Below are 26355 nucleotides of genomic sequence, written 5' to 3'. Positions count from 1 at the left end.
GGAACGCTCATGGTACATCCTCGTAGTTCCTCGAAGAGCATAATCCTTTGCATGCTACAGGCGGGGCGGGGCAACCTGCGATTTTACGCGGTGCCTGGCTAATGTACAAACTTTCTGAATGATCAACGTCTACCATACCAAGCCATAGTAATTGTTTTAATAGCATGAAGCTTCAGTAGAAAAAGGGTCATTTTGCTGTCGTCAACTGCTCGATTAGCGTCCGCAGTTGCGGGTTTTCCGGCAAAACCTCGGCGGCTTTTCGGGCATACGCCAGCGCCGCTTTGTGATCTCCCGCTTCCAGATGCAGCGAAATCAGGGCGTTCAAAATATCCGGATTGAATGAATGGCGTTTGTCAGCAGCCTTCAATATGGCCAGGGCCTGCTTCGATTTGCCCGCCGAGTGCAGGGCAACGGCATACACGTAGGCGTAACGGGCGTTTTCCGGGGCGAGTCTGGCGGCTTCGGCAAATTCAACTAATGCGGCGGATTGATCGAGTTTACGCACCAACAGCAAGCCCAAGGCATGATGCAAATCGGCGGCGCGCGGCAACAGCGCCAGACCTTGCCGCAAGTATTTTTCTCCTGCGTTGTCTTGTCCTAATTCGCGATAAGCATCGGCGAGATTGACGTAGGCGCCGGCAAACAGAGGATCGAGTTGCAAGGCACGTTGATAAGCGGCGATGGCCGCATCGGACTGACCTTGCCGCAGCAGAAGATTGCCTTGATTGACGTTTTCCGCTGGCCAATCGGCATTCAAGGTCAGATAGTTTTGGTATTCCTGCAGGGCGCAGGCTCGGTCGTTGATCTGATCGGAAGGAAACTGACTCTCCGGCACATCAGCCAGGATGCGCGCTGCCTCGATACGCACGCCACGCACCGGATCGTTGAGCAGCGGCGCTGCGGCCGAAACCCGACTCCCTGGATCAATGGCTTCGTAGAGACCGAGCGCCGCCGTGCGTACCGATGGATCGGCATCCTTCAACCATTTGCTGGCGGTGAGTAACAGTTCCGGATTCATCAGCGGCTCGCTGAGCTTGATCGCGGTCGCCCGAACAAGGGCCGGCTGACTGGCGTCTTGCGCCAGCTCGATTAGCGCCGGCAAGGATTTGATGCCTTGTGCCGCGCCATCATGAAGCACGGTGCCGTAATGCGGGCGATCTCGCCAGCGCTTGCCGTACCAACTATCCATCGCAGCGGCGGCCCATTCCGGCTTGCGGTTTTGATGACATTGAGTGCAGGCATTGGGGCTGCCCAATGGTGGAGATAAATCCGGACGCGGCAGCCGGAAGCTGTGATCATGCCGGCCATCGATCACCATGTAATTCTGTTCGGGCGCGTGACAGTTGACGCACTCTGCGCCTTTGGAATTTCGCGGATGAAAATGATGTTGTTCGGTATCGAAGGCTTCAGCGTTGTGGCAGCGCGTGCACAGGGCATTGCCTTCGGCGCGCAGTTTGAGCGCATGCGGCTCATGACAATCCATGCAGGTTACGCCGTTCTGAAACATCTTGCTCTGCCGGAACGAGCCCCAGGTGTAATCCTCGTCGCGTTGCTGACCATCGGCATGATAGGTGGGTGGGGTCAACAAGGACGGTCGATGGGTGTCTTCCAGCGGCAGACCGGGCGAACTGTTTTCGACCAACGTCGAGCGCCGGGCATGACAGGCCCAACAGGAGTTCATCAGGGACGCGCTCGCTGATTGGTTACGCTGCGCAAACCTGGCCGCGCCATCCTGAAACGTCCAGGCATCCTGCCAGTGGCTTTGCAGGCTGATCGACAAACCTTTGTCGGCATCGGCATAAGGCGGCCGGGCTTGTCTGGCCCACTCGACATGCAGGGAGGCAGGGCCGTGACATGACTCGCAGGCGACGTTGATCTCGCTGAACGTGGTTTTATAAGTATCGCTTGCCGCATCGTAGCCTTTCTTGAGATTCGTCGAATGGCATTCGGCGCATTGCATGTTCCAGTTCTGATAACGGCCCGTCCAATGCAATGGGTCTTTAGGGTCGATCTTTTCATCCGGATAAAGATCAAACCAACGCTGTCCGCCCTCGGCTTTGGGGCGACTGTCCCAGGCGATACTCAGCGCTTGAAAGCGCCCGCCTGGGAATGCGATCAAGTATTGCTGTAACGGTGTCACGCCGAAGGTATAAACAATCGGATAATCGGTCAATTTCCCGTCCGGTCCTTCGGTATGCACCGTGAATTTACCGTCTTGTTTGAAGAAGGTCGACTCCACGCCGTGGTATTTGAATTTCACGCTGTTGAAGTTGCCAAGCACGCTTTGATCGTTGGCTTCCTGCATCGCCAACGCATGATGCGAACCTTTCCAGGCTTCGAATTCGGCCTGATGACACTGCCGGCATTCGCCAGCGCCGACATAGCTTTTTTGGGCATCAGGCAGGTTAGGCGAGGGTTTCTTCGCGGGAGAAACCGATAGATTCTCGGTGATCGGCGGGTTAGTGACCCAGTAAATACCTCCCGCCAAACATCCCAGCAGGACCAATATCAGCAGTAAGAGGTAATAGGTTTTGCTTTTGCTGGCAACGGCTGGAAAAAGTCGAGGCATCGGGATAGGAGAGTTTGATGCAGAGTCCTATCGGCATGGGTTCAAAAATGAGTGCATGCCGATGGCGCTTGTGAAGTTAAAAAATGATTCAAAACGCTGTTGCCCCCTCTGATAAGTATCTGTGAGAGGCTCAAAATAGGATATTCATGCGCAGGCTGACCTCAACGGCTGTGTCCGTATCCTGCAACTGGTCATTTTTATTGAGTGCTTTATTTAGGCCGGAATTGATGACCTGAAGATTGGGGCTCACATTCAACCAAGGTGTGACCGCCGCAGTGTAGTACAACTCGATGGCATCTTCATGATCCAGTCCCAGACCCAGTCTTTCACGCAGCAACGGCACAAACTGATCACTAAACTGCGTGCGCGCCCAGCCGATGCCAAAAGTGTCGTGCGGTCGCCCGGAGAATACGCCTTTTCCGCCAATCCCCATCATATAGCTGTATTGAATGGGGTTGGGGTTGCCGTCAGTGGCGCCAAAACTGAAGAAAACACCGATCCCGCGCTTAGGATCGCCGTCGGGCTGCCAGAAATATTGATCGAAGCTGTAGATGACCGACCAGGTGCTGTTCTTGCGATTAGGGGGCTCGATCGGAATCAGCGCTTCCGGAAAAAATTTTTTGATAATCCGCTCCAGGACTGGGCCAGGGTTGCCGAGGATGGGATAACTCTCATTCAAAAGCGCGCGGCGGAAGTTGTCAGGGTCTTGCACAAGCGAGAAACGTGGCTTATCGCTCCAAACGCCACCCACGCTCTGATGGCCGACCAGCCCAAACAGCTTGGTATTGAACTTAGCTGCACTGACAAGCGTGACCCCGTCATCGAAAGCCTTGCTGATATCATTTTCCGTCGGTGTGCCGCTGGCATCCAACGCCAGAGCCATCAGTGTTATGTCTTTCGTCGGCAGGATAACAACGCCGCCGCCATAGGCAGACATCGGCACCATGGCATAGGCCAGGGACAAGTTCAGCCCCGTATTCATGAACTGGGTGCGATAGTCGCCGTAGAACTCGGCCGGGGTAAAATCGAACAGGTTCAATTTCCCCATCATGACGCCGAACTGGTGGCTCAAAAACTGCGTGTACGACGCCTGCATCAGACCGCTGCTTGCCTCGTTGAAGCTGGGATACAGCGAAGCCACATTAATGGGTATAAAAGCGCCGGACTGGTTTTGCAAGGTATTTCCAAAGCTGGAAACACCTTCAAACTTGAAGAAGCCGCCCGGCCACAGCCCCATTTTATCGGTATCCAGATTTAATGAGTAATCGACGTTTCCCCAAAATTCGGCGTCGATATCACTGCCCCCGGTTACGATACCGCCCGGCAGCAACACCATATTGGCGTCCAACACCACGCCTTTCTTGCCCATCTCATCCCTGACGCCGCCCCAATCGCCGGTTAAACGCTGACGTGAGGCCAAATCTCCACCCCAGGATTCCGGGACTTCAACGGGACCGAGTGCATTTGCGCTTGAGGCTAAACCCATCAATAAAACCGAGCCAAGTAGACTCAATGCCGCTCTTTTGATCCTAATATTCTGTTCAACATTCATTGAAAGACTAATGCTCTTCATCATTACATTTCCTCAATTGTCTAGAAATAGCTATTCTCGCCAAAGCAGCAGTTCGCCTTCGCTGGTTGGCGCGGCTTGGTTTTTCCAGGTGTGCTACTTAACCAGCTCAATCTCGCCCGGACGCCAGCTCTTGTCGAACCAGGGCTCGAGCGGACTGTACAGGCGCAGAATCGTGTTCCAGCCCTTGCCGGGAATGGTTTGCAACCAGTTGACTTTGCCGGGCGGCGCCTTGGGGCCGAAGTAGATGTCTACCGAGCCGTCGGCGTTGACCACCAGATCCGTGTTCTGGCTGCTGATACTGGGGAACTGCTGATCGGTCTGCAGCATGGAGCGGGTCTGATTGTCGTACAAAATCACCGACCAGAAGTTTTTGATCGGAATATTCGGCGGCAGGTGTAATTTATAGTGCTTGCCGCCATCGAGCGGCTTGCCTTTGGCATCCTTGGCGGTCCAGGCGTATTGCGAACCTTGGCCGACCATCTTCGACTCCATCGCGGGCGTGACGCCGGTGGCCATGAAGTAGTATAAAATGTAGCCGTCCAGGTTGCGTACCCCAGGTTGCGTCTCAAACTGGTATCCACCGACGAAGGGGAGTTGCCAGGAACTGCCTTCGTAATAAAAGGCTTCCTGCTGCCGCATCCTGAATGCAGTGGCGCGGGCAGTAGCGTCGCCGACGGTAGCCGCTTCGGTGAGGATTTTTTTCATGCGCGCGTCCGGCGCAAAGGGCTTGCCTTTTTGAATACCGATGGATGCGTAGTAGCCCAGCGTGACGGGATCGAGCGATTCGCTGGGTTCTTGCTGCACCACCTGGTTCAGATATTCCCAAAATTGGTAATCCGCCGGGGCGACCGTGCTGAAATCCTTGCCGGAGACATTGACAAAGTTCATCTGCGGGGGATTGGCCGCATCGGCCAGACGATAAACCCGGGTATGCTGTTTCACCAGATCCACGCCCGGCTTGGGATCGCCATCGACCACGAAACTGCGCCATGGCGACCACAAACTGAAGGTGGGCGACTTGACGACGATATAGCCCTCTGGGACCTCACCGCTATAGCCAGGCGGCAAAATCAGATACTTGCCGCCTGTGCCCTTATCCGGCCCGGTAAGGCCAATGTCGACTACCCAGCGAAACCACATGTCGTTGAGTGCACCCAGCACCTTCGGCGGCGCCTCCAGTACGATCGGGCCATCCTTCAGATCCAGCCACATCCAGCTGTACGGCGTTTCGGTATTGGGGGTCAGAAATAAAGACTTCGAATCCATGCGATTCTCGAAAATCGGCACCGTCGTGTTGGCCGGCCCCAACTTGAGTATCTCATTGCGATTGGCAAACTGACTGACGGCCGGCAAGGCCAGCAGGTAGGCCTGCACCGCGCGCTGGAAATCCAGGTTATCATACAGCTTTTCGACGCTGGCATCGTCCGGAAAACCATCAAAAAATTTGAGCGTGCCCAAACGCGTGTCAACCTGATCCGGCATCGCAATGCCGGCCGGAATTTCCGTGGTCATCTTGTAGTGCGCTGGCTTGGTCGGCTTGGCAAGCGCAGGTCCCGCCGACAGTCCGCACATCACAGCAATTGCCGTGGCTAGTTTGGTTTTTTGCATCATCAGATTAAGCTCCATGAGTCATTCAATAGTTTAGCAGCAGGCGCGCACCGATACACCTAATCCAACAAGTTAGTGTGAAAGTTGTGGGAGCGACGCCTACGTCGCGACTAAAGACTCCAATTCGCGACGTAGGCGTCGCTCCCACAAGCTGCTTTCCTTTGTTGGGGCGAATGAATTCGCCCTACATGCCATGTGTCATTCCAGAGGTAATTTTGGCCCAACCTTATTTCACCTCGATCGTCACTTTCTCTATCTTGCCGGTAAAGCGGGTCTGAGCGCCCAGGCCGATTCCGGCTACCACCGGCGTGGCGTCATCGATGCCCACATCCGCGGTTTCGTCGGCGGAGAAGGCCATCGGCTGGGTTTTATCGATACGGCCTTCGGCCAGTTTGCGGCCATCGACGGACAAGGTGCCGTTACCGCCCTTACCCAAGCCACCACCATCGTAGGCGAACTCGAATACCAGTTTGCTTTTGCCTTTCGGCAAGGCTTCCGCTGAACTGATGGTGTATTGGTTCTGATTGAGATAGTTATAGGTGTAAGCCGGTTTACCGTCCTTCAGATACAAGCACCAGCCGCCAAAACGGCCTCCTTGAGCCAGCACCACGCCATTGGCGCCACCCTCCGGAATATCCAGCTCGGCGGTGATGGTTTTGGACTTGTTCTTGACGTTGATGAACACGTTTTCGCTCATGCCGGTCATGCCTTCGGCCAGGGTCAGCGAGGTGCGGCCCGCCATCAAGTCGGGACGATTCACCAGATCCGCATTGATGCGTTCAAGAGTCCGATCGTCGATCGGCAGCACGTTGTTTTTCTTGGCCTCTTTCAAGAACAAGGCTTGCAGTTCCGTGAGTTTCTTGGGATTCTGCGCCGCCAGATCGTGTGTCAGGCTAAAGTCAGTGCGGGTGTCGTACAACTCCCAAATATCGTCCGCCAACGGACGGCGTACTTGTTTCTCCCAGGGTGCCCGGTGTATGGTGCGGGCAAACCAACCTTCATGATAGATGGCCCGGTTTCCCATGATCTCGAAGTACTGGGTGGTATGGCGCTCTTTGGCTTTGGCATCGTCGAAGCTGTAAAGCATGCTGACACCATCTATCGGCCGCTGTTTGACGCCGTTGACTATTTTAGGCTCCGGCAGGCCGGCGGCTTCCAGAATGGTTGGTGCGATGTCGATGACATGGTGAAATTGCGTGCGTTGCTCGCCCTTGGCCTTGATGCCTTTCGGCCAGCGTACCGCCATGCCGACCTTGGTGCCGCCGTGATCGGATGCCACCTGTTTGGTCCATTGATACGGCGTATCCAGCGCCACGGCCCAGCCAGCGGCCATGTGCGGATAGGTTTCCGGTCCGCCCCACTGATCCAGATGCTTGAGCATGTCGGCGACCTGTTCCGGAACCCCATTGAAGTAGGTGTATTCGTTGAACATGCCGTTGCGACCGCCTTCGGCGCTGGTACCGTTGTCACCGTAGACGAACAGCACCAGGGTGTTATCGAGTTGGCCAATGTCTTCGATGGCCTTGATCAACCGGCCGATTTCATGGTCGGTCATATCGATAAAACCGGCAAATACCTCCATCTGCCGCGCATACAAGCGTTTTTCGTCGGCCGACAGCGTATCCCAGGCTGGAATCGCCTCCGGTCTAGGCGCCAGCTGGGTGCCCGCTGGCACTACGCCACGTTGGATTTGCCGAGCCAAAATTTCCTCGCGCAGTTTGTCCCAACCCTGATCGAACTTACCCTGCCAGCCCGCTATCCAGTCCTTGGGCACGTGATGCGGCGCATGCACGGCACCTGGCGCGAAATAGGTAAAAAACGGTCTGTCGGGCGTCAGGGCCTTTTGATACTTGATCCAGGATACGGCCTGATCGGTCATGTCGGTCATGAAATGGTAGTTGGGGTTGTTTGGCAATTCGACCTGCTTGGTGCCGTCATAGATGAACGGTGCCCACTGGTTGGTTTCGCCGCCCAGAAATCCGTAAAACTTGTCGAAGCCCTGCCGGGTCGGCCAGCGATCAAACGGCCCCGCCATGCTGGCTTCCCAGGCGGCCGTTTCATGCCATTTACCGAATGCCGCGGTCGCATAACCGTTGAGGCGCAACATTTCGGCGACCGGTGCGACGCTGTTGGGAATCTGGCCGGTGTTGCCGGGAAACTGAGTACCCATCTCGATGATGCCGCCCATGTTGTTGACATGGTGGTTACGACCACTCTTGATGGCGGCGCGGGTCGGCGAACAAAGTGCGTTGGTGTGAAAGTTGTTATAACGCAAACCCTCGTTGGCAATTTGCTCGAAGGAGGGGGTGTTCACCGGTCCGCCGAAAGTGCTGGTACCGGCAAAGCCCAGGTCGTCGAGCAGCACCAGCAGCACATTCGGCGCACCCTTCGGCGCCTTCACTTCGAAACGCGGGGGCGCTTTGGCGTTGCGAACATCGAGTTCGGAAATCGGTCTGGTTTCGGGTTCCGCAATCGGCAATACGGTCCGATCGATGCCTTCCTTTTGCTTGGCTTCGTTTTTGGCTGCGGAGACTTCGAAAGTGACCAAAAACAAAGTCATTAAAGTGACAATCACGATAAGATTTTTTTTCATTGTTCTTCCGTATGGTTAAGAAAATTCCCAAGCCGCGGCTCAGTTACTGTCATCTAGAACTCGACACAATTCAATTCCGCTGTTACGTTTTTTGGCTCAATTAAGGGGTTTTGTTATTTTTAGGGGGGCCATCCATCATTGTTCTGCAACGATTCTATTCCATTTTCCAGAGTGTCACTATATTCCAGAGCATGCAGATCGCACTATTGGACTTTAGGCTAATGTCCAGGTTGAAAAAAATGAATCTTAGTTTGGACCAGTTCGCTCATGCGAAAACTAGAACTACTGATTCGTGGAGACGTAACGGCGCTCAAGCGCAACCGGCTATCCTGGGTAGACCAGAGAATGTCTACTCAATTCTCTATCAATGTATCATCTCAGTTTGAAGAAAATCACACCACATTGGGACGATATGTTGAGACTGGCTGGTTTTATGGTTATTACTTGGCGAATATCGTGGCGTGCTTAGTCGCTTACTCGTACCAAGAAAAAAAGCCTGCGCTTAATTTGAGGAACACTGATTTACTGACTTTTGTCGTAAACGCTTAAACCGAACTCAGGTTATATTATCCTTTCATTTCATACGACAAAGGCAATCATGCACGAACTTACAGACCGCGAGCTATATCAGGCAATTGAATATGCCAGAAGCCTCGACGAGAACGCCGGCCGGAAGATTATTGAGCAATTCCAGCTTGATCAAACCGCTTTGGCGCAAACCCTCTTCGGCATTTTTCCGGCCATCATCGCCGAGCAAAACCAGGACATGTCGCATCTGTTCATGGACCTTTGCTTCGACGTGATTTGCATCTATCGGAAGGCCTTCGGCCCCCTGCCCTCGCACAAAGACCTGGACTTCGACTTTCTTGAAAAGCAAGCGATGCTGCTGGATGCTGAGCTACAATCGTTGCTTGCGGATAAATTCATGGACGAGAAGATCAAGGAAAAACTTCAAGATCGCCTGCGGCAGCGTTCGCTCGATGAAACCGGGCAAATGGGGCTGGTCAATTTTGTGAACGCCGCGATCGATGATTTCGCTTCGGAAAACCCGGTTCGGGTGCCGGCAATCAAGACAGCCCAGACGCTGATTTCGGTTGTCATCCGGCTCTTCAACAACCTTTATAGTCACACCCGCAAAAAATCCTGATCCTCGTCGATATCTTCGTAAGCTTCGTTCCTGAAGCGCGGGCTACAAATGGCGAGAAAGATTAAATCGCCCGGCCCGATGTTGGTGATCCGCTGGCGATATGACGGCGGAATCAGCACGACATCGCCGGGCCCGACATCCTGAGGCGCAAGACTGCCGACCTCGACAAGGCCCTTGCCTTCAAGAATCACATAGCGCTCCGCGGTCTCTTTGACGCGGTGCCAGTGCGTCGTCACTCCGGGCGCCACGCGCGCCCTCGCTATCGACACCTCTGGATCATCCGGCGCATTGGACACTTCGATGATGAAGCATTTTTCGGCGGTATAGAACTCTTGGCTCGGATCGAACCGCTTGATTGCTGCTTTCATACCCACTCCATTTACCCTATCGACTTTAGGCTGATTGGCAGCCTTCGAATAATCTGACAACGGATTGTGCAAATAGGGACATCCCCAATAAAAATAGCGCTCGTAAATAAATTTTTGCCTGAACTATCCGTCATTATAATAAGAAGAACGCTTTGCCATACTGGATTCTCTGATCACCCTGTCAGGATGAACTTTCTATGTCCGTTACGAAACAACGCACCAAAGTCGTGATCATGGGCGCCGCCGGGCGCGATTTTCATAATTTCAATGTCGTGTATCGGGACGATCAGGACAGCGAAGTCGTCGCCTTCACCGCCGCGCAGATTCCGGACATCGCGGGCCGCCGCTATCCGGCCTCACTGGCAGGACAGCTTTATCCCGAGGGCATCCCTATCGTCGACGAAGCGGAGCTCGCCGCCTTGTGCCAAACGCAGTGTATCGACCAGGCCATTTTCTCGTACAGCGACGTGCCGCATAGCCGGGTGATGCACACGGCTTCGATCGCACTCGCCCAAGGCGCCGATTTCATCCTGCTGGGTCCGAAGCGAACGATGCTCCAGGCTTCCGTACCGGTGATCGCCTGCTGCGCTGTGCGCACCGGCTGCGGCAAATCGCAAACGGCGCGCTGGCTGTCCAAACTGTTGAAGGCGCACGGCCTGAAAGTCGCGGTGATCCGGCATCCGATGCCTTACGGCGATCTGGAAAAACAGGCCGTGCAGCGTTTCGCTGCGAACGCCGATCTGGATGCGGCCGGCTGCACGGTCGAGGAACGCGAGGAATACGAACCGCATCTGGCGATCGGCAATGTGGTGTTTGCAGGCATCGATTATGCCAAGATCGTCGCGCGCGCCGAACGGGAAGCCGACATCATTGTCTGGGACGGCGGCAACAACGATTTTTCGTTCATCCGTCCCGATCTGAACATCGTATTGGTCGATCCGTTGCGGCCGGGCCACGAAACCTCGCATCATCCGGGCGAGACGGTTCTTAGGATGGCCGACATCGTCCTGATCGGCAAGGTCAATTCGGCCGCGCCAGCCGATGTGCAGCGCGTGGAAGACAGCGTGCGGCAAACGAATCCCTGCGCACAGGTCGTGCGCGGCGCATCCATCGTGCAACTGTCCGATCCCGAGCGGGTGCGCGGCAAACGCGTGCTCGTGGTCGAGGACGGCCCGACCGTCACACATGGCGACATGGCCTATGGCGCGGGCTATGTTGCAGCATTGGAAGCCGAGGCGGCGGAGATTGTCGATCCGCGCGATTTTGCGGCAGGCGAGATCGCCGAAGTTTACCGCCACTATCCGCATATCGGCAAGGTGCTGCCGGCTGTCGGCTATCATCCGGCACAACTCCGCGCCTTGCAAGAGACGATCAATTCGGCCGAGGCCGATGTGGTCGTGACCGCGACGCCGTGCGACCTTGGCGCACTGATAGAGATCAACAAGCCGGTCGTGCGCGCGAGTTACGAATTCGCCGAAATCGGCAAGCCGTTGTTGAGCGGGCTGGTGGAAGCATTTCTGCAAGAGCAGAATTTGCTTTCGGATTGAACGCGCAAGGAAACCCTCTGATCAATCCCACCAGCCGATATCCGCATCCGGCGCGATCGTCGTGCCGGCGGTTCCCGCGAGAATATCGGCCACATCCTTGAGCTGTCCGATGCCGGCAATGCGGCCGGTTTTCTCGACAAATTCGCAAGCGGCCAGCATTTTCGGAGCCATCGAGCCTTCGGCAAAGGCCATTTCCCGAATCGCTCCGGGCGATATGCAGCGAACCGCGCGGGCTTCTGGCATTCCCCAATTCTGGTACACCGCATCGACATCGGTCAGCATCATGAAATGGTCGGCGCCTAACTCGATCGCCAGCAGAGCCCCGGCCAGATCCTTGTCGATCACCGCTTCAACGCCGCGCCAGTGGCCATCTACGTCTTTCACAACCGGAATGCCGCCGCCTCCCGCACAAATCACCACCACATTACGTATGATCAGTGACTTAATCACCTCGATCTCTACGATCCTTCGCGGCCTGGGCGACGGCACCACGCGCCGATAATATTCGCCATCCTTCGCGATGCGCCAGCGGTGTTGATTAGCGAGTTGTTCCGCGACGGTTTTGGAGTAAACGGGGCCGATCGGCTTGGTGGGTGAATCAAAAGCCGGATCGTGCGGGTCCACTTCGATTTGCGTTAGCAAGGTTGCACAGAGCCGTTCTGGCGGCAAATAATTACCCAATTCCTGCTCGATCAGATAACCGATCATGCCTTCGGTTTCGGCGTCGAGAATATCCAAGGGATAGCTTTCGTCAGACTTATAGGCCGCGCTTTGCAATGCCAACAGCCCGACCTGAGGGCCATTGCCGTGCGTGATGATGATCTGATGATCGCTAGCCAATGGCGCCAACGCGGCGGCGGCAATTTGAATATTGCGGCGCTGATTTTCTGATGTCAGCGCTTCGCCTCGGCGCAGTAGCGCATTTCCACCCAACGCAACGACTATTCTCATCGGTTTAACTCGGTGCAATCGGTCATGATAATTTTGCGGATCGGTCAGAGTGACCAGCAGGATCAGGGAACCCAGACTCATCATAACATTCTTAATTACAGGATGATAAGCGTCCTTCCCATCATTGCCCTTATGCAAGCCCAAGGTTTGCATCAAGAGCCGGAGGAAACCCAAATGACCGAACCCACGCATCAGGATTCAAAAAAGTCGCTCATGGAGGAAATCGGCATAACCGAAAAGGAAATCGACAAGCGCAGAGCGTTTCTGGAATTAGGCGATGAGGATACCCGGGAGCTGGTGAGCATCGATCCAGTCGCTCAGGCCTACGCGGACCCGGTCATCGAGGCTTTTTACAAACATCTGCTCGCCTTCGAGGAAACCCGGGTATTTTTTCAGTCCCCCGAACTCCTCGATCGCGTCAAACGCGCCCAGAAGATTTATTTTTCCAGGCTGAATCAAGGCAATTACGACAAGGCATATATCGAAGACCGCCTTAAAATCGGCGCGGTGCACGAGCGCATCGGCCTGCCGGTCAAAGCTTACCTGGGGATGTACAATTTCTATTTAAGAACCGTCGCCGATCACCTTTTCGATGCGTACAAAAGCGAACCGGGAAAAGCGCTCAGGACATTTATCTCGTTGTTGAAAGTGGCTTTTCTGGACATCGGCCTCGCGATCGACACCTACATCAACTGCCGGGAACAGCTGATAGGCAAACAGCAGGTCGCCATGCGCGAGCTTCCGACTCCGGTGCTGCAGGTCCGCGAGCGCCTATTGATATTGCCGGTCGTCGGCGCGCTCGAATCGTATCGCGCCCACCAGTTGACCGAGCAGTTGCTGGAAAGCATCAGCGCGACCCGCGCCAAGATCGCGATCGTGGATATTACCGGCGTTCCGCTTGTCGATTCCAAAGTGGCCAACCATCTGCTGCAAACGGTCAGCGCAGCCCGGTTGATGGGGGCGACCGTGATCCTGACCGGCTTGTCGCCGCAAATCGCGCAAGCGCTGGTCGCTATCGGCGTGGACCTGGGCCATGTCAAGACCACGGTAGACCTGCAAAGCGGCCTGGAGGTGGCGGAACGATTGCTCGGCTATCGGCTGGTTCCTGTCGCTGAAAGGATGCATTCCAATCAAGCTGATGTATGAAAACGCCCATTCTAAAACAGGGACCTTATCTGATCGCCTCCCTTCAGGCCGAACAGTCGGATACGGATTTGCTGGAGCTTCAAGAGGTCTTGGTGGAACAGGTTGGACGATTTCGTTCGCGTGGCGTCATTCTGGACGTAACCTTGCTTGATGTGATGGATTCCTTCGCGACGCGAACCTTGCGCAACATGGCCCAGGCGATCCGCTTGCGCGGCGCCGAAACGATCATCGTCGGCATTCGACCCGAAATCGCGTTTGCGATGGTGCAGTTGGGTCTGGACGTACGGCTGTCTGGCGTACAAACCACGCTGGACCTGGAAGAAGCCCTCGCGATCCTGGACCGTCAACGGCAGGAGGGGATGTGCCGTGACTGACGTCGTCCAAATAGCGATCCGCTCCGACTCCGACATCGTGATGGTCCGCCAACAGGCGCGCGCGTTAGCAAAGGAATTGGGATTTTCTGCCAGCGACCTGACCTTGATCGCAACCGCCCTCTCCGAGTTGGCGCGCAATATCGTCGAATATGCCCAGCAGGGAGAAATCATCTTGAGTCAAATCAAGCAAGGAGAGCTTCGAGGCCTTGTGATCGGCGCCCGCGACAGTGGCCCTGGCATCGCCGATATCGAACGCGCGATGCTGGACGGCTACTCGACCGGAAAAGGGTTGGGCCTGGGACTGCCGTGCGCCAAGCGGCTGATGGACGAGTTCGAGATCACCTCCTGCGTCGGCCAGGGCACGACTATCAAGGCAACCAAATGGGTTCACTGATAGAATACGGCATTGCCGAACGGATATTATCCGGCGAGGCCGTTTCGGGCGACCGTGCGTTGGTGAAGCCTTTTGCGCAGGGCAGCACACTAAAAGCCGAAGCCTTGCGAAGCCTTGCGCACCCTGCATATCCACCCCGAGTCGGGAAAGCTGGAAAAGGAGGCCGGAACCGGCGACATGCTGCGCGTGCTGAACGCCCTGCTCTATGACGACCTGAACAAGGCCGAGCTTTTCATCACGATGTTCTACATGAAATACAACCCCGCCACACGGCAACTGAGCTACGCCAATGCGGGACATAACCGCCCGCTGCTGTTGCCGGCCGGCGAAACGGTTTGCAATGAACTAGATGCCGAAGGCATCATCTTCGGAGTCACCAAGGAAATCGTATTCGAAGAAAAAAGCACCGTTTTGCGGCCCGGCGACCTGGTGCTGCTCTACACCGACGGCATCACCGAGGCGCAGAACCCGGAAGGCGAGTTTTTCGGCACCGAACGCCTGACCCGGCTCTTCTCCACCCAAGGCCCGAAGGCGCCGCAAGAGATCATCAACGCGATCGTGAAGGATCTGCAAACCTTTTCCGGCAGCCACACCTTTGTCGACGATGTTTCGATGGTGGTTCTTAAGGTCTAATGGTCCACGAAAAACACGAAAAGCACGAAAAATTTCATAGCGCAATCCGTTCAGCAGTTTTTAGACCAGCACCTGCTCTTGCAGACGCTTCAATTCGTCGCGGATTTTCGCCGCCTGCTCGAACTCCAGATCCTTCGCATGCTTGTACATCGCCTCCTCCAACTGTTTGATTTTTTTCGCCAGTTGCTTTGGCGTCAACGGTTTAGTGTAAGACGCGGCCGGTTCGGCGACGCGTTTTTGCGTGCTCGGGATCGCCAGGCCGGAACCGGGAATCGCGGTCTGCAGGATGTCGGTAACCGATTTATAGATGGTCGCAGGCGTTATATTATGCGCTTCGTTGAAGCTGCGCTGTTTTTCGCGGCGGCGCTCGGTTTCCTCCATCGCCTGCTGCATCGATTTGGTGATCCGGTCGGCGTACAGGATCGCCCGGCCGTGCACGTTGCGGGCGACGCGGCCGATCGTCTGCACCAGCGACACGGTCGAGCGCAGGAAGCCTTCCTTGTCCGCATCGAGTATTGCGACCAGAGACACTTCCGGAATGTCCAGTCCTTCGCGCAGCAGGTTGATGCCGACCAGCACGTCGAACTGGCCGAGGCGCAGGTCGCGGATGATTTCGACGCGTTCGACCGTTTCGATATCGGAATGCAGGTAGCGCACGCGGACGCCGTGATCGCTCAGGTATTCGGTCAAATCCTCGGCCATCCTTTTGGTCAGCGTGGTGACCAGGACCCGTTCCTTCAACTCGACGCGTTTGTTGATTTCGGACAGCAGGTCGTCGACCTGCGTGGTCGCCGGGCGCACCTCGACTTCCGGATCGAGCAGGCCGGTCGGCCGCACCACCTGATCGACGAACACGCCCGAATGCGTCCTTTCGTAAGGCCCCGGCGTCGCCGATACATAGATCCGCTGCGGCGACTTCAGTTCGAATTCGTCGAAGGTCAGCGGCCGGTTGTCGAGCGCGGACGGCAGCCGGAAGCCGTATTCGACCAAGGTTTCCTTGCGCGAACGGTCGCCCTTGTACATCGCGCCGATTTGCGGAACCGTGACATGGCTTTCGTCGATCACGATGATCGCGTTCGCGGGCAGGTAATCGAACATCGTCGGCGGCGACTCGCCGGGTCCGCGGCCGGACAGATAGCGCGAATAGTTTTCAATGCCGGAACAGTAGCCCATCTCCATGATCATCTCGATGTCGAACAGCGTGCGTTGCTCCAGGCGCTGCGCCTCGACCAGTTTATGCAGCGAGCGCAAGTGTTCGAGGCGCTCTTTCAGCTCGACCTTGATCTTTTCGACCGCATCCAGTAATTGTTCGCGCGGCGTCACATAGTGATTCTTCGGATACACCGTATAACGCGCGACATGGCGCAGGATTTCGCCGGTCAACGGATCGAACAGCGACAGGCGCTCGACTTCGTCGTCGAACAGTTCGACCCGCAGCGCTTGCGAGTCCGATTCGGCCGGATAGATGTCGATCACATCGCCGCGCACCCGGTAGGTCGCGCGCCTGAGGTCGACGTCGTTGCGGGTGTATTGCATTTCGGTCAGCCGGCGAATGATCGCGCGCTGGTCGATCAAGTCGCCCTTGACCAGATGCAGAACCATCTTGAAATAGGACTCCGGCTCGCCCAGGCCGTAGATCGCGGACACTGTCGCCACGACGATGGTATCCTCGCGTTCGATCAAGGCTTTCGTCGCGGACAGGCGCATCTGCTCGATGTGTTCGTTCAGCGAGGCGTCCTTGTCGATGAAGGTGTCGGACGCCGGCACATAGGCTTCCGGCTGGTAATAGTCGTAGTAGGAGACGAAATATTCGACGCTGTTTTCCGGAAAAAACTCTTTGAACTCGCCGTAAAGCTGCGCGGCCAACGTTTTATTCGGCGCCATGATCATCGCCGGACGCTGGACTTTCTGGATCACGTTCGCGACCGTAAAGGTCTTGCCCGAACCGGTCACGCCGAGCAGGGTCTGATGCACTTCGCCGTCGTTCAGCCCCTCAATCAGTTTTGCGATCGCGGCCGGCTGGTCTCCGGCCGGTTCAAAGCGGCTGTGGATTTTAAATTCTTTCTTCACTCGCTATTTCTCGAAAACCGTTTTTTGCAACGGATTATTAAGGGTATAATTTGGGGCAATTTTTGACATTGATTTTACACGGCGGAACATGAGCATCAAACTATCTAATAGAGTTCAGGCAGTCAAACCTTCTCCGACCTTGGCGATTACAGCCCGGGCCGCACAAATGCGCGCGGCCGGCAAGGATATCGTCGGACTCGGCGCGGGCGAACCCGACTTCGATACGCCGGAACACATCAAGGCGGCGGCCGTAGAGGCCTTGGCGAAAGGCTTCACCAAGTATACCGCGGTCGACGGCATTCCGAGTTTGAAAAAGGCGATCATCGAGAAGTTCAAAAAGGATAACGGTCTCGACTACCAGCCGAAACAGGTTCTGGTATCCTGCGGCGGCAAACAAAGCTCGTTCAATCTGACGCAGGCGCTGTTGAATCCGGGCGACGAAGTGATCATCCCTGCCCCGTTCTGGGTGTCTTATCCGGACATGGTGCTGCTCGCGGACGGCGTGCCTGTCATCATCGAAACGACCCAGGCGCAGCGCTTCAAGATTACCCCGGAACAATTGCGCGCCGCTATTACCCCGAAGACCCGCCTGATCTTCATCAACAGCCCGTCGAATCCCTCCGGCATCGCCTACACGCTCGATGAACTGAAGGCGCTCGGCGACGTGCTGAAAGAGTACCCGAACATCATCATCGCGACCGATGACATGTACGAGCATATTCTCTGGAAGCAAGGCACGTTTGCCAACATCCTGAACGCACATCCTGATCTGTATGACCGGACCGTCGTGATGAACGGCGTCTCGAAGGCCTATTCGATGACCGGCTGGCGTATCGGTTACGCGGCAGGCCCTGCCGACCTGATCGAGGCGATGACCACCGTACAGTCGCAAAGCACCTCGAACCCGACCTCGATCTCGCAGGTCGCCGCCGAAGCCGCGCTGACCGGCGATCAAAGTTTCATCAACGACATGTGCGTCGAATTCAAGAAGCGCCACGATTACGTGGTTGCCGAGTTCAACAAGATCGACGGCATCGACTGCATCGAGACCGACGGCACCTTCTACGTGTTCCCGAATATCGAGAAACTGCTTGCGCGACTCGACGGCATCGACGACGATCTGGGATTTTCGGAATATCTGATCGAGCATGCCGGCGTTGCGCTGGTGCCGGGTTCGGCCTTCGGTACCCCGGGCCATATCCGGATTTCGATCGCGACCAGCATGGCGAATCTCGAAAAAGCGCTGGAGCGGATCAGAAACGCGGTTTGATCGCCCCGTTTGCCTCGTTCTCGCGCAGACTGCGCGGGAACGGTCATTCTTACACCTTCCCCCAAATCCTCAGATTCAGATTTAGGTCGTCAACGATCCCCGCAACCAACGCGAGGTAGCGGAAATAATCCCGCAAACAGGCGGACTGCACGCCGCTCGAAAAAATCTTCGGTTCGAACAGATTCTTGTTGACCGGAAGCGCCACGCACACTTTCGAGTTGATGAAGGAAAGGTGAACCGGGGTATCGGCCTTGCTCCTGAAATGGACCAGGCTGTCCATCATCGACGATGACAGGATATAACGCGCCTCGACCTGATCGGTACCGTAGACGGTAAACAGCGCGTCAAACTCGGGGTTTTCGAGTTCGACGATGTCGCCGCGGCCGAAGCTCCATTTTTCGAACAGCTGCCCCAATCCTAAGAAGCTGCCACGCGCATCGGGCACCACGTAAGTTTTGCCGTGAAAATGCTTGTTGAAGTCGGCGATGAAAAAGAGGCCCTTGAAGACGATCTCCCAGCGCGTCTGTCTGCGCCCCTTCGCATCGGTCGATTCGTGCTGTTCTTCGTGTATCAGTTCGGAGAAGAAAAAATGGGTCGCGCCGAGCGCCCCTTCGACCAGATCGCCGCCGCGATAACGGTCGATTCGATGCCTGAAGAGCTCGGACTCCCGGTAATCCTCTTCGTCGATATGGCGGTGTGGAAAATAATTGAAATGCGGGTCTATCAACGCGGCCAACTCGCGGATCACGCAATTCTTGAATACGTCAGCATAAGCCAGCTTCTTTTGCTTGAAACGATAAAACGGGTAGACCGCAACGATCACAAACGGCGCGGCCGCCAGTAAATACACCGGCTGACCTGAACGCAACAGCAGCATGAATCCGGGCGCACTCGCGGCCAGCAACGCGATGCCTGTCCAAAACAAGAGCAGCAACGCTTTCCGCTCAGGCTCCAGATCGCGTAATATCGGCGCCAAATTATTGCTATAGAGTTTGATAAAGTCGTCGGCCGATTTCATAGGCATCCAGCGTGTACGGGTTGGCAAATCAGATTCAGCTTCTGAGCAAATCCCTGGCGCTGAGGCTCTTCTTTTCTTCTTCCACTATTTCGATAGGGGTTTTGAGCGAAAAATTCATCATGCCGGCTAAAATATTCGCCGGCAACTGTCCGCAGACGTTGTTGTGGCTCAGCAGCATTCCGAGCCATACGAAGATCATGGAAAAACATCCAACAGATTCAGGAGCCAATAGCGAACCATGATAAAGAATTCCTTGTCTATCAAACCGGGCAGAGTCGGAAAATTCGGCCAAACCCGATATAGTAAAGTTTTCTTCTTTTTGCCTCTGGAGGCTGCCATGGCTCACAACGGATTCGATAAAGACGAAGTCATCATCGTGCTGAACAAGATTCTGGAAACCGAATTGGCCGGTGTCGTCCGCTATACGCATTATGCCTTGATGGTGGTCGGCTACGGACGCATACCGATCGTCGACTGGATGCGCGCGCAGGCCACCGAATCACTGCAGCACGCGAACGAAGCGGGCGAGTTGATTACGCTGCTGGACGCGCATCCTTCGCTCGGCATCGGCCCATTGCTCGAAACGCACCGGCACGACATCGGCGACATCCTGCGCGAATCGCTCGATCATGAAATGCTCGCGCTGTCGGCCTATAACACCCTGCTCGATCTGGTCAGCGGCCATCATGTCCTGCTGGAAGAGTATGCCCGGAGAATGATCGCCCAGGAGGAAATGCATGTGGGCGGCGTACAGAAAATGTTGAAGAAGCCCGGTAATTGAAAGGCGTTGAAGCGACTGAACCGCTTTCCCTGTGGGGCTGGCTAACAAAATCCAGTTTTGATGGTCATAATCCGGTTTTTACCGACTTCACCCCAGATGACAGGGCTTTGATTTCGCGGGAGATGAGCGAATAAAGCCCAGAAGTCCATTCCGGAAGGTCTACGGAGTTAGCCTTAAGAGGGAAGGTTCTAGGGTCGTGCGGGGCAATCACGACTTTCACATTTTCGGCGCCCACTTGCGCGGTGAGGACGAAAAGTTCCTCTATCGCTTCATCGCCCATGGCCAGGCAACCGATGGAGTTGGCTCTGCCATGGATGAAAATGTCCGACCCCAGATCGGCGCGCCCGTCCATCTCGGCATGGAAGAGGTCGAGTGCGTTGGGGTAATTTAATTTCATCGACAAGTGATAATGGCTGTTGGGATTCAGTTCCTCGATCCGGTAAATGCCTTCCGGCACCTGCTCGTCTCCTTGGCGCAATTTGGGGCCGGTCACGCCGCTGGCGGCCTTGATGCGATAGTCGCGGATGAAGCGGAATTCGCCGTTGTCCCTGGCCCAGAGCTCCAGTTTCATTTCCTGTTTCAAGGCGACGAAGGTGACTTCCCGAGGGGGGTAGGACACCTTGGCCTGGGCGAAATAGGGATTGAGTTTACGCGTCGCGTATTCGCCGTAAACGTGCAGAACATCCGCCACGGTCCGTTGGCCGGGCAGCCTGGGAACCGGGATGTAATACATTGTCCGGTCGACCTGGGCTTGGGGTTTGACGGCGGCGGGGATGGCCTTGGTAATGGGAGCGGGGGACTGGTGCCCGGAGCACGCGCCGAGCAATCCAGCCAAGGCCAAGCCGGCAATGATTTTGGTTGTTAATTTCATCATGTGCGGACGTTTACCGTCATATCAACCATTGACATCCATCGCGGCTTCCCAGGCCTGCCGCATTGATGGAGATACGGCACCGGCGAGTTCACTGAAACTCGCCGCATCTTCGGTCAATATGCGGGCAGAAATCAGGTCGAGGCCGGCCTTGCGCGCGGCCAGCGTTTTTTGATGACCCTCGGCGATATAAATCAGGCCGTCATGCACAAACACCGAGATCGGCTGGCCGAAATCGAACGCGTTATTCTCGCCGGCTTCAAGCTCCAACTCTTGCGTGGGCAACAACCGCCGAGGGTCCAGCCAAAGCTCAGGAAACGCCCCGCCCCGGTTCCGCTGTTCAAAACAGTCATAAATCTTGCGGGCGATCGTTTCGGGCGCGGTATAAGAGGTATCGACGATCAGGTCGTAATTGTCGTAGCGCCGAAAATGCACGTCGTACAATTTGTAAAAACGCTGATCCTCGGAACTCTGACGTTTCAGGTTGTTTTGCAGCGTCGCTTCCAGCGACGGATTGTGCTCGTCGCTGCGGCCGGCGTTAAAAACGCGTTCCGCGCCGATCATCGCATCGACCGACAGATACACCTTGAACGCGGCCGGGATGAAATGCCAGGCCAGCCGCGAATCGATGATCAGATCATCCCGGGTTTTGCCGATTTCGATCACATAATTGTCGATCTCGTCATCGACGCTGCGGTCGGTTTCGGAAATCTTGTTCAATTCGAGCGTGGTCAGCCCGCGCCGCTCGGCGATCGCGCGCTGAATCTTGCCGGTGCCGATGATGTCGTAGGCGGTCAGTTTTTGCAGTTCCGCCGCGACCGAGGACTTGCCGCTGCCGATGTCGCCGGACAGGGTGATGATGTGTTTCATGAATTAAAAAATAGCTATTAAAAAGGTTTAACCACGGCCAGAATCACGATGCCGAACAGGAACAACACCGGCACTTCATTCATCCAGCGGAAATACACATGACTATGGCGGTTGCGGTCATGTTTGAAATCGAGGAGCCACTTGCCGCACAGGCCATGATAGCCGACCAGCAACGCCAGCAAGGTCAATTTCGCATGCAGCCAGCCGCTGCTCCGGTACATATCCCAGGCGTAATCGGCCAGCATCCAGACGCCGAACAGCAAGGTCAGCAGCATGCCCGGCGTCATGATGCCGTAATACAGCTTGCGTTCCATGATCTTGAAGCGCTCGCGGCTGACGCTATCCGAACTCAGCGCATGATAGACGAACAGGCGCGGCAGATAAAACAGCCCGGCGAACCAGGTGACCATGAATATCAAATGAAACGCTTTTAACCAGAGCATCGCTCATCCTTTGTTCAACATTGCGGCAATTCGGCTTTGCCAGGATGGATAATCGAAAACGCCGACCGATTTTTCGGCGATCTTGCCTTCGGGACTTATCAAAAAAGTCGTCGGGGTAAATTGTACCTCGCCAAACGCCAACGCATGCGCCGAATTCAAATCCAGCGCCACATGATAAGGCAATTGCCTGGCGCGCGTCATTTCGACGACATGATGGGGCGGATCGTAAGCCATCGCAACCGCCACCATTTCGAGACCCTGGGGGTGAAACTGCCGATATAAATCGATCAGATGCGGAATTTCAAGCATGCACGTGGGGCAATCGGTCGCCCAAAAGGTCACGATCGCCGGCTTGCCGCGCCACTCCCGCAATGCGACTTGCTTGCCGGTAATCGTGGTAAAGGTGACCTCCGGCGCCGCTCCGGTCATCCGGGGCACGGCCTGCCAGGCGATCCACACGGCTAAGGCGAACACCGGCAGCGCGAATAATAATTTAGCCCTGGACAACCGCTCCCCTTCCTCGCCAGGCCGTCATCACAGACGGCGGGCAATTTTTGTTTAAAACACCGGATTATACCAAATCGGCTCGCTATCGGATCGAACAAAAACACAAGAAATCGAATACAAGACTTTCGATTAGAAAAATAAGGGAGAAATAGAATTAAATCTAATTATTAATGATGCCATGGTAAATGAGCGCCAACTGGAAACGATCGGTAACTTGCAGTTTTTTAAAAATATTGCTCAGGTGATTTTTAACCGTATGCGGAGAAATATTCAGATCGCGCGCAATCACTTTATCGCATTTTCCCTGAGCGACATGGGTGGCAATCTGCTCTTCCCTGGGGGTCAGCGGTGTACCGCTCAATCTTATATCACTGTCGGCATTCTTTCTTGCTTTATCTAGCATCAGCCTGCAGATCAGGTAGCTGATAAATTGTCGCCCTATCCAGAGTTCGCCATGGTTGACGGCTTGAATCGCTTTCATCAGCAACTCATCGTTGATCGATGAATGGCAAAAGCCGCGCACACCGAGTTCCATCAAGGGATATAATTTTGCCGGATCCTGTTCGTCTGTCATCACAACGATCCGTTGTTCAAATCCTTTTTTAAGAATTTTTGCGACCAGGGGATGAGTGACATCGTCGTTAAAGAGCGCCAAATCCACTAATAGCATCGCGCCGAGACTATCCCGCAAAATTAACGCCAATGCTTGGGGATTATCCGCCAGAATAAGCTCGGCAGGTTTTTTGTAACACCGCAAAACCTGATCGTAAAGTCTATTGCCGGTTAAAATAATTACGGGGTTTTCAAAGCCTTCACTATTATTCATTTCGATGCCCTTTAAAAAACTGAAATTCTTAGCCTTTGGCTAAAATGCCGACAGGTTCAACTACATCTAAGCTATGCCGCCAACAAGTACTGAACAGGCTGATTTATCCGCTGGACTTCACCAGTCTTCCCGCCTTGAACACAATCCTTCTTCAGCCGCAAAAAAAGAAACAGGGCTTTAGCATCAAATCTTAATATAGCATTAAATATTTTATTAAGGTGATCATATAAAGAACATCTCACGGCAGCTTAGGACCGGAAATGTCTTATCGTCACATCAACCCCGAACCTAATCCACCCTACCGACTCTCCTAATCTCTTTCACGCCCATACCGGGAAACGGTCAAACCTGTTAAAATAGGAACTTTTTTAGCAAGCCTCACTGCGGCCAACAGCATATGAAGAAAATCCTGATCTCCGACAAATTATCCGAAGCCGGCATTAATTACCTGACCGAGCAATCCGGGCTCCAGGTTCACATCCAGACCGGGCTCGACGAAGACGGCTTGTGCGGGATTATCGGGGATTACGATGCATTGTTGATTCGCAGCGACACCAAGGTCACGCCGAAAGTGTTGCAGGCCGCCAAGCGGCTCAAATTGATCGGCCGCGCCGGCATCGGCGTCGATAACGTCGATATTCCGGCCGCGACCGAAATGGGCGTGATCGTAATGAACACGCCGGATGCGAACGCGACCACGACCGCAGAGCTCGCGATCGCGCACATGATGTCGCTGAGCCGCCGCCTGCCGACCGCCGACAGCTCGGTCCGCGCCGGCAAATGGGAGCGCTCCAAGCTGATGGGTGCGGAAGTCGCGCACAAGACTTTGGCGATTCTCGGCTTCGGCACGATCGGCCGCATCGTCGCGCAGCGCGGCCACGGGCTCAAAATGAAAGTGATCGCCTATGACCCGTTCGTCGCACCGGAAATCTTCGCCGATCTCGGCGTCGAATCGGTCAGCCTCGACGACCTCGTCAGCCGCGCCGATTATCTGACCCTGCACTGCCCGCTGATCGAAAAAACCAAGAACATCATCGGCGCTGAGCAGTTCGGCATGATGAAAAAGAGCGCGCGGATCATCAATTGCGCGCGCGGCGGCCTGATCGACGAAAGCGCGTTGTATGACGCGCTGAAAAACGGCAAGATCGCCGGCGCGGCGCTCGACGTGTTCGAAAACGAACCGCCGGTCGGCTCGCCCCTGCTCGAACTCGACAACATCGTGTTCACGCCGCATCTGGGCGCCTCGACGACCGAAGCGCAAGTCGCGGTCAGCGTCGAAATCGCGCGCCAGGCGGTCACCTTTCTGCAAACCGGCGAGGCGATCAATGCAATCAACCTGCCGAGACTCTCCGCGGAAGAACTGAAAAAATCATCCGATTACATGAACCTTGCGACCATTCTGGGCAAGGTCGTGGTCGGACTCGCGACCAAGCCGCTCGAAAAACTCGAAGTCGCGCTGTTCGGCCGCGCCGCCGAAGTCGAAGCACGGCCGGTGTCGGTCGCGGCGCTGGTCGGCGTGTTGGGCGGCCAGTTTTCGACGCCGGTAAACCGGGTCAATGCCGAAAACATCGCCAAACGCCAGGGCATCTCGCTGATCGAATCGAAAACGGCCGAAACCGAAGATTATGTATCGCTGATCAAGGTAACCGGACACAGCGCAGACGGCGATATCAGCGCTTCGGGCGTACTGCTCGGCGGCCACCATCCGCGGCTGATCTGCATCAACCATTTCGACATCGAAGTGGTGCCGGAAGGCACATTGCTGATCACCCGCCACGATGACCGTCCAGGCGTGATTTCCGCGATCAGCTCGGTGCTTGGCAACGCGAACATCAACATCACCCGGATGCAGGTTGGTATGGCCGACGGCCAGCAACAGGCGATGGCGGTCATCAGCGTAACCGAACCGGTCAGCGAGGATTTGCTGAAACAATTGCATGACGTACAACCGGTGCATCAGGTCACCCAGATCCGCTTATGAGTTTCGGCATCATCTGCTTCGATTGCGACAGCACCCTGAGCCGAATCGAAGGCATCGACGAACTGGCCGGCCGCGTCGGCCTCGGCGAAGCGATGGCCAAGCTGACCGATGCGGCGATGAACGGCGAAGTGCCGCTCGAGGCGGTTTATGAAAAACGGCTGTCGTTGATCCGTCCGGATGCGGACAGCATCGACTGGCTGGCCGGGCTGTATATTGCTGCTTTGGTCGAAGGCGTCGCGGACGTATTCTCGGCGCTCTCGGCGCACGGCAAGGAAGTGCATATCGTCAGCGGCGGCCTGCGTCAGGCGATCCTGCCGCTCGCGGGCTTCCTGGGCGTGCCGGAAAATCATGTGCATGCCGTCGACATTTATTTCAATGCCGACGGCAGCTACCGGGATTTCGACCAGACCTCGCCTTTAGCCAGAACCGGCGGCAAGGCGCAGATCTGCCGCGACCTGAAACGGCCGGAAAGCCCGCTGTTGATGATCGGCGACGGCAAGACCGACATGGAAGCCAAACAGGAAGGCGTCAGCGTGATCGGCTTCGGCGGCGTGGCCGCAAGGCCGATCGTCCGCGAACTGGCGGATCATTTTGTCGAGGGGCCGAGTTTGGCGTCGGTGTTGACGCATATTCTATAGGGTACGCTTTGCGTATCTTTTTTCCTGGTTCCCATGCGTTGCGTCACTGCCATTACGTTAAGGATGGCCGGTCCCTTCTCCCTCCGGGAGAAGGCTAGGATGAGGGGATCAAAATAAAGTATTTTTCCTTATTTTATTCCCCTCACCCCGACCCTCTCCCGAAGGGAGAGGGAGATA

24 protein-coding genes and 1 pseudogene are annotated in these 26355 nt (G+C 55.5%); 11 read left to right on the top strand and 14 right to left on the bottom strand.

Going from position 1 to position 26355, the window contains the following annotated elements:
• Positions 1-187: 187 nt before the first annotated feature.
• The 4 genes from METLA_RS0104235 to METLA_RS0104220 form a co-directional block, all read right to left on the bottom strand.
• A complete protein-coding gene (locus tag METLA_RS0104235; protein WP_024297372.1) occupies positions 188-2569 on the bottom strand; it encodes a tetratricopeptide repeat protein in 2382 nt (793 codons plus the stop codon).
• A gap of 130 nt (positions 2570-2699) precedes the next feature.
• On the bottom strand, positions 2700-4145 hold the full coding sequence (locus METLA_RS0104230; RefSeq protein WP_084480058.1) for a carbohydrate porin: 1446 nt from the start codon (positions 4143-4145) through the stop codon (positions 2700-2702).
• Positions 4146-4235: 90 nt separating this feature from the next.
• A complete protein-coding gene (locus METLA_RS0104225; protein ID WP_198408445.1) occupies positions 4236-5768 on the bottom strand; it encodes a DUF1254 domain-containing protein in 1533 nt (510 codons plus the stop codon).
• Between the two features lie 208 nt (positions 5769-5976).
• Complete coding sequence (locus tag METLA_RS0104220; RefSeq protein WP_024297369.1) at positions 5977-8343, bottom strand: arylsulfatase; 2367 nt, start codon at positions 8341-8343, stop codon at positions 5977-5979.
• 441 nt (positions 8344-8784) lie between these two features.
• On the opposite strand from METLA_RS0104220, the pseudogene METLA_RS23900 reads away from it, so the two are divergent.
• Both METLA_RS23900 and METLA_RS0104210 read left to right on the top strand, forming a co-directional pair.
• Positions 8785-8892, top strand: a pseudogene (locus tag METLA_RS23900) (IS982 family transposase); the annotation flags it as partial.
• A 49-nt stretch (positions 8893-8941) separates the two neighbouring features.
• The gene (locus METLA_RS0104210; protein ID WP_024297367.1) at positions 8942-9490 is read left to right on the top strand and encodes a hypothetical protein; all 549 of its coding nucleotides are present in this window, start codon (positions 8942-8944) and stop codon (positions 9488-9490) included.
• Here the strand turns inward: METLA_RS0104210 and METLA_RS0104205 are convergent.
• Complete coding sequence (locus METLA_RS0104205) at positions 9469-9858, bottom strand: cupin domain-containing protein (RefSeq protein ID WP_024297366.1); 390 nt, start codon at positions 9856-9858, stop codon at positions 9469-9471. The genes METLA_RS0104210 and METLA_RS0104205 overlap by 22 nt on opposite strands.
• Before the next feature lie 197 nt (positions 9859-10055).
• Between METLA_RS0104205 and METLA_RS0104200 the strand changes: the two genes are divergently transcribed.
• Positions 10056-11405, top strand: a complete 1350-nt coding sequence (locus tag METLA_RS0104200) for a cyclic 2,3-diphosphoglycerate synthase (protein ID WP_024297365.1) — start codon at positions 10056-10058, stop codon at positions 11403-11405.
• Positions 11406-11426: 21 nt separating this feature from the next.
• On the opposite strand, the gene arcC is transcribed toward METLA_RS0104200, so the two are convergent.
• Positions 11427-12437 carry a carbamate kinase gene (gene arcC / locus METLA_RS0104195; protein ID WP_245598726.1) on the bottom strand — a complete coding sequence of 337 codons (1011 nt, stop codon included), beginning with the start codon at positions 12435-12437 and terminating at the stop codon, positions 11427-11429.
• A 93-nt stretch (positions 12438-12530) separates the two neighbouring features.
• Between arcC and METLA_RS0104190 the strand changes: the two genes are divergently transcribed.
• The 4 genes from METLA_RS0104190 to METLA_RS0104175 all read left to right on the top strand — a co-directional run bounded on the left by METLA_RS0104190 (position 12531) and on the right by METLA_RS0104175 (position 14903).
• On the top strand, positions 12531-13502 hold the full coding sequence (locus METLA_RS0104190; RefSeq protein ID WP_024297363.1) for a protoglobin domain-containing protein: 972 nt from the start codon (positions 12531-12533) through the stop codon (positions 13500-13502).
• Positions 13499-13876 carry an STAS domain-containing protein gene (locus tag METLA_RS0104185; RefSeq protein ID WP_024297362.1) on the top strand — a complete coding sequence of 126 codons (378 nt, stop codon included), beginning with the start codon at positions 13499-13501 and terminating at the stop codon, positions 13874-13876. The genes METLA_RS0104190 and METLA_RS0104185 overlap by 4 nt, the downstream gene beginning before the upstream one ends.
• Positions 13869-14270 carry an anti-sigma regulatory factor gene (locus tag METLA_RS0104180; protein ID WP_024297361.1) on the top strand — a complete coding sequence of 134 codons (402 nt, stop codon included), beginning with the start codon at positions 13869-13871 and terminating at the stop codon, positions 14268-14270. The genes METLA_RS0104185 and METLA_RS0104180 overlap by 8 nt, the downstream gene beginning before the upstream one ends.
• Before the next feature lie 114 nt (positions 14271-14384).
• The gene (locus tag METLA_RS0104175) at positions 14385-14903 is read left to right on the top strand and encodes a PP2C family protein-serine/threonine phosphatase (RefSeq protein WP_024297360.1); all 519 of its coding nucleotides are present in this window, start codon (positions 14385-14387) and stop codon (positions 14901-14903) included.
• 60 nt (positions 14904-14963) lie between these two features.
• Here the strand turns inward: METLA_RS0104175 and uvrB are convergent, their stop codons facing one another.
• Positions 14964-16973, bottom strand: a complete 2010-nt coding sequence (gene uvrB / locus METLA_RS0104170) for an excinuclease ABC subunit UvrB (RefSeq protein WP_024297359.1) — start codon at positions 16971-16973, stop codon at positions 14964-14966.
• An 88-nt stretch (positions 16974-17061) separates the two neighbouring features.
• On the opposite strand from uvrB, the gene METLA_RS0104165 reads away from it, so the two are divergent.
• Positions 17062-18243, top strand: a complete 1182-nt coding sequence (locus tag METLA_RS0104165; RefSeq protein WP_024297358.1) for a pyridoxal phosphate-dependent aminotransferase — start codon at positions 17062-17064, stop codon at positions 18241-18243.
• 49 nt (positions 18244-18292) lie between these two features.
• Here METLA_RS0104165 and METLA_RS0104160 read toward each other — a convergent pair whose 3' ends face one another.
• Both METLA_RS0104160 and METLA_RS22445 read right to left on the bottom strand, forming a co-directional pair.
• On the bottom strand, positions 18293-19267 hold the full coding sequence (locus METLA_RS0104160) for a DUF3137 domain-containing protein (RefSeq protein ID WP_245598725.1): 975 nt from the start codon (positions 19265-19267) through the stop codon (positions 18293-18295).
• Between the two features lie 28 nt (positions 19268-19295).
• Entirely contained in the window at positions 19296-19607 is a 312-nt protein-coding gene (locus METLA_RS22445) for a hypothetical protein (RefSeq protein ID WP_152539365.1), read from the bottom strand.
• Between METLA_RS22445 and METLA_RS0104145 the strand changes: the two genes are divergently transcribed.
• Positions 19599-20042 carry a ferritin-like domain-containing protein gene (locus METLA_RS0104145; protein ID WP_024297356.1) on the top strand — a complete coding sequence of 148 codons (444 nt, stop codon included), beginning with the start codon at positions 19599-19601 and terminating at the stop codon, positions 20040-20042. The two genes, METLA_RS22445 and METLA_RS0104145, sit on opposite strands and share 9 nt — an antisense overlap.
• A gap of 64 nt (positions 20043-20106) precedes the next feature.
• Here METLA_RS0104145 and METLA_RS0104140 read toward each other — a convergent pair whose 3' ends face one another.
• From METLA_RS0104140 to METLA_RS21285, 5 genes are all read right to left on the bottom strand, one after another.
• Positions 20107-20916, bottom strand: coding sequence for a L,D-transpeptidase family protein (locus METLA_RS0104140; protein ID WP_245598724.1), 810 nt, complete (start codon positions 20914-20916; stop codon positions 20107-20109).
• Between the two features lie 21 nt (positions 20917-20937).
• Positions 20938-21783 carry a cytidylate kinase family protein gene (locus tag METLA_RS0104135; protein WP_024297354.1) on the bottom strand — a complete coding sequence of 282 codons (846 nt, stop codon included), beginning with the start codon at positions 21781-21783 and terminating at the stop codon, positions 20938-20940.
• A gap of 17 nt (positions 21784-21800) precedes the next feature.
• A complete protein-coding gene (gene hemJ, locus METLA_RS0104130) occupies positions 21801-22226 on the bottom strand; it encodes a protoporphyrinogen oxidase HemJ (protein ID WP_024297353.1) in 426 nt (141 codons plus the stop codon).
• 3 nt (positions 22227-22229) lie between these two features.
• Complete coding sequence (locus METLA_RS0104125) at positions 22230-22733, bottom strand: peroxiredoxin family protein (RefSeq protein WP_024297352.1); 504 nt, start codon at positions 22731-22733, stop codon at positions 22230-22232.
• Positions 22734-22893: 160 nt separating this feature from the next.
• Positions 22894-23559 carry a helix-turn-helix transcriptional regulator gene (locus METLA_RS21285; protein WP_024297351.1) on the bottom strand — a complete coding sequence of 222 codons (666 nt, stop codon included), beginning with the start codon at positions 23557-23559 and terminating at the stop codon, positions 22894-22896.
• 397 nt (positions 23560-23956) lie between these two features.
• Here METLA_RS21285 and serA point away from each other — a divergent pair, with 397 nt between their 5' ends.
• Both serA and METLA_RS0104110 read left to right on the top strand, forming a co-directional pair.
• Positions 23957-25540, top strand: a complete 1584-nt coding sequence (gene serA / locus METLA_RS0104115) for a phosphoglycerate dehydrogenase (RefSeq protein ID WP_024297350.1) — start codon at positions 23957-23959, stop codon at positions 25538-25540.
• The gene (locus METLA_RS0104110; protein WP_024297349.1) at positions 25537-26178 is read left to right on the top strand and encodes an HAD-IB family phosphatase; all 642 of its coding nucleotides are present in this window, start codon (positions 25537-25539) and stop codon (positions 26176-26178) included. Before serA ends, METLA_RS0104110 begins: the two co-directional genes overlap by 4 nt.
• The last annotated feature ends 177 nt before the right edge of the window (positions 26179-26355 follow it).

The organism is Methylomicrobium lacus LW14, from assembly GCF_000527095.1.
Lineage (GTDB): Bacteria > Pseudomonadota > Gammaproteobacteria > Methylococcales > Methylomonadaceae > Methylomicrobium > Methylomicrobium lacus.
The sequence above is the reverse complement of the archived record's forward strand: the minus strand, read 5'-3'. Positions and strand labels throughout refer to the sequence as shown.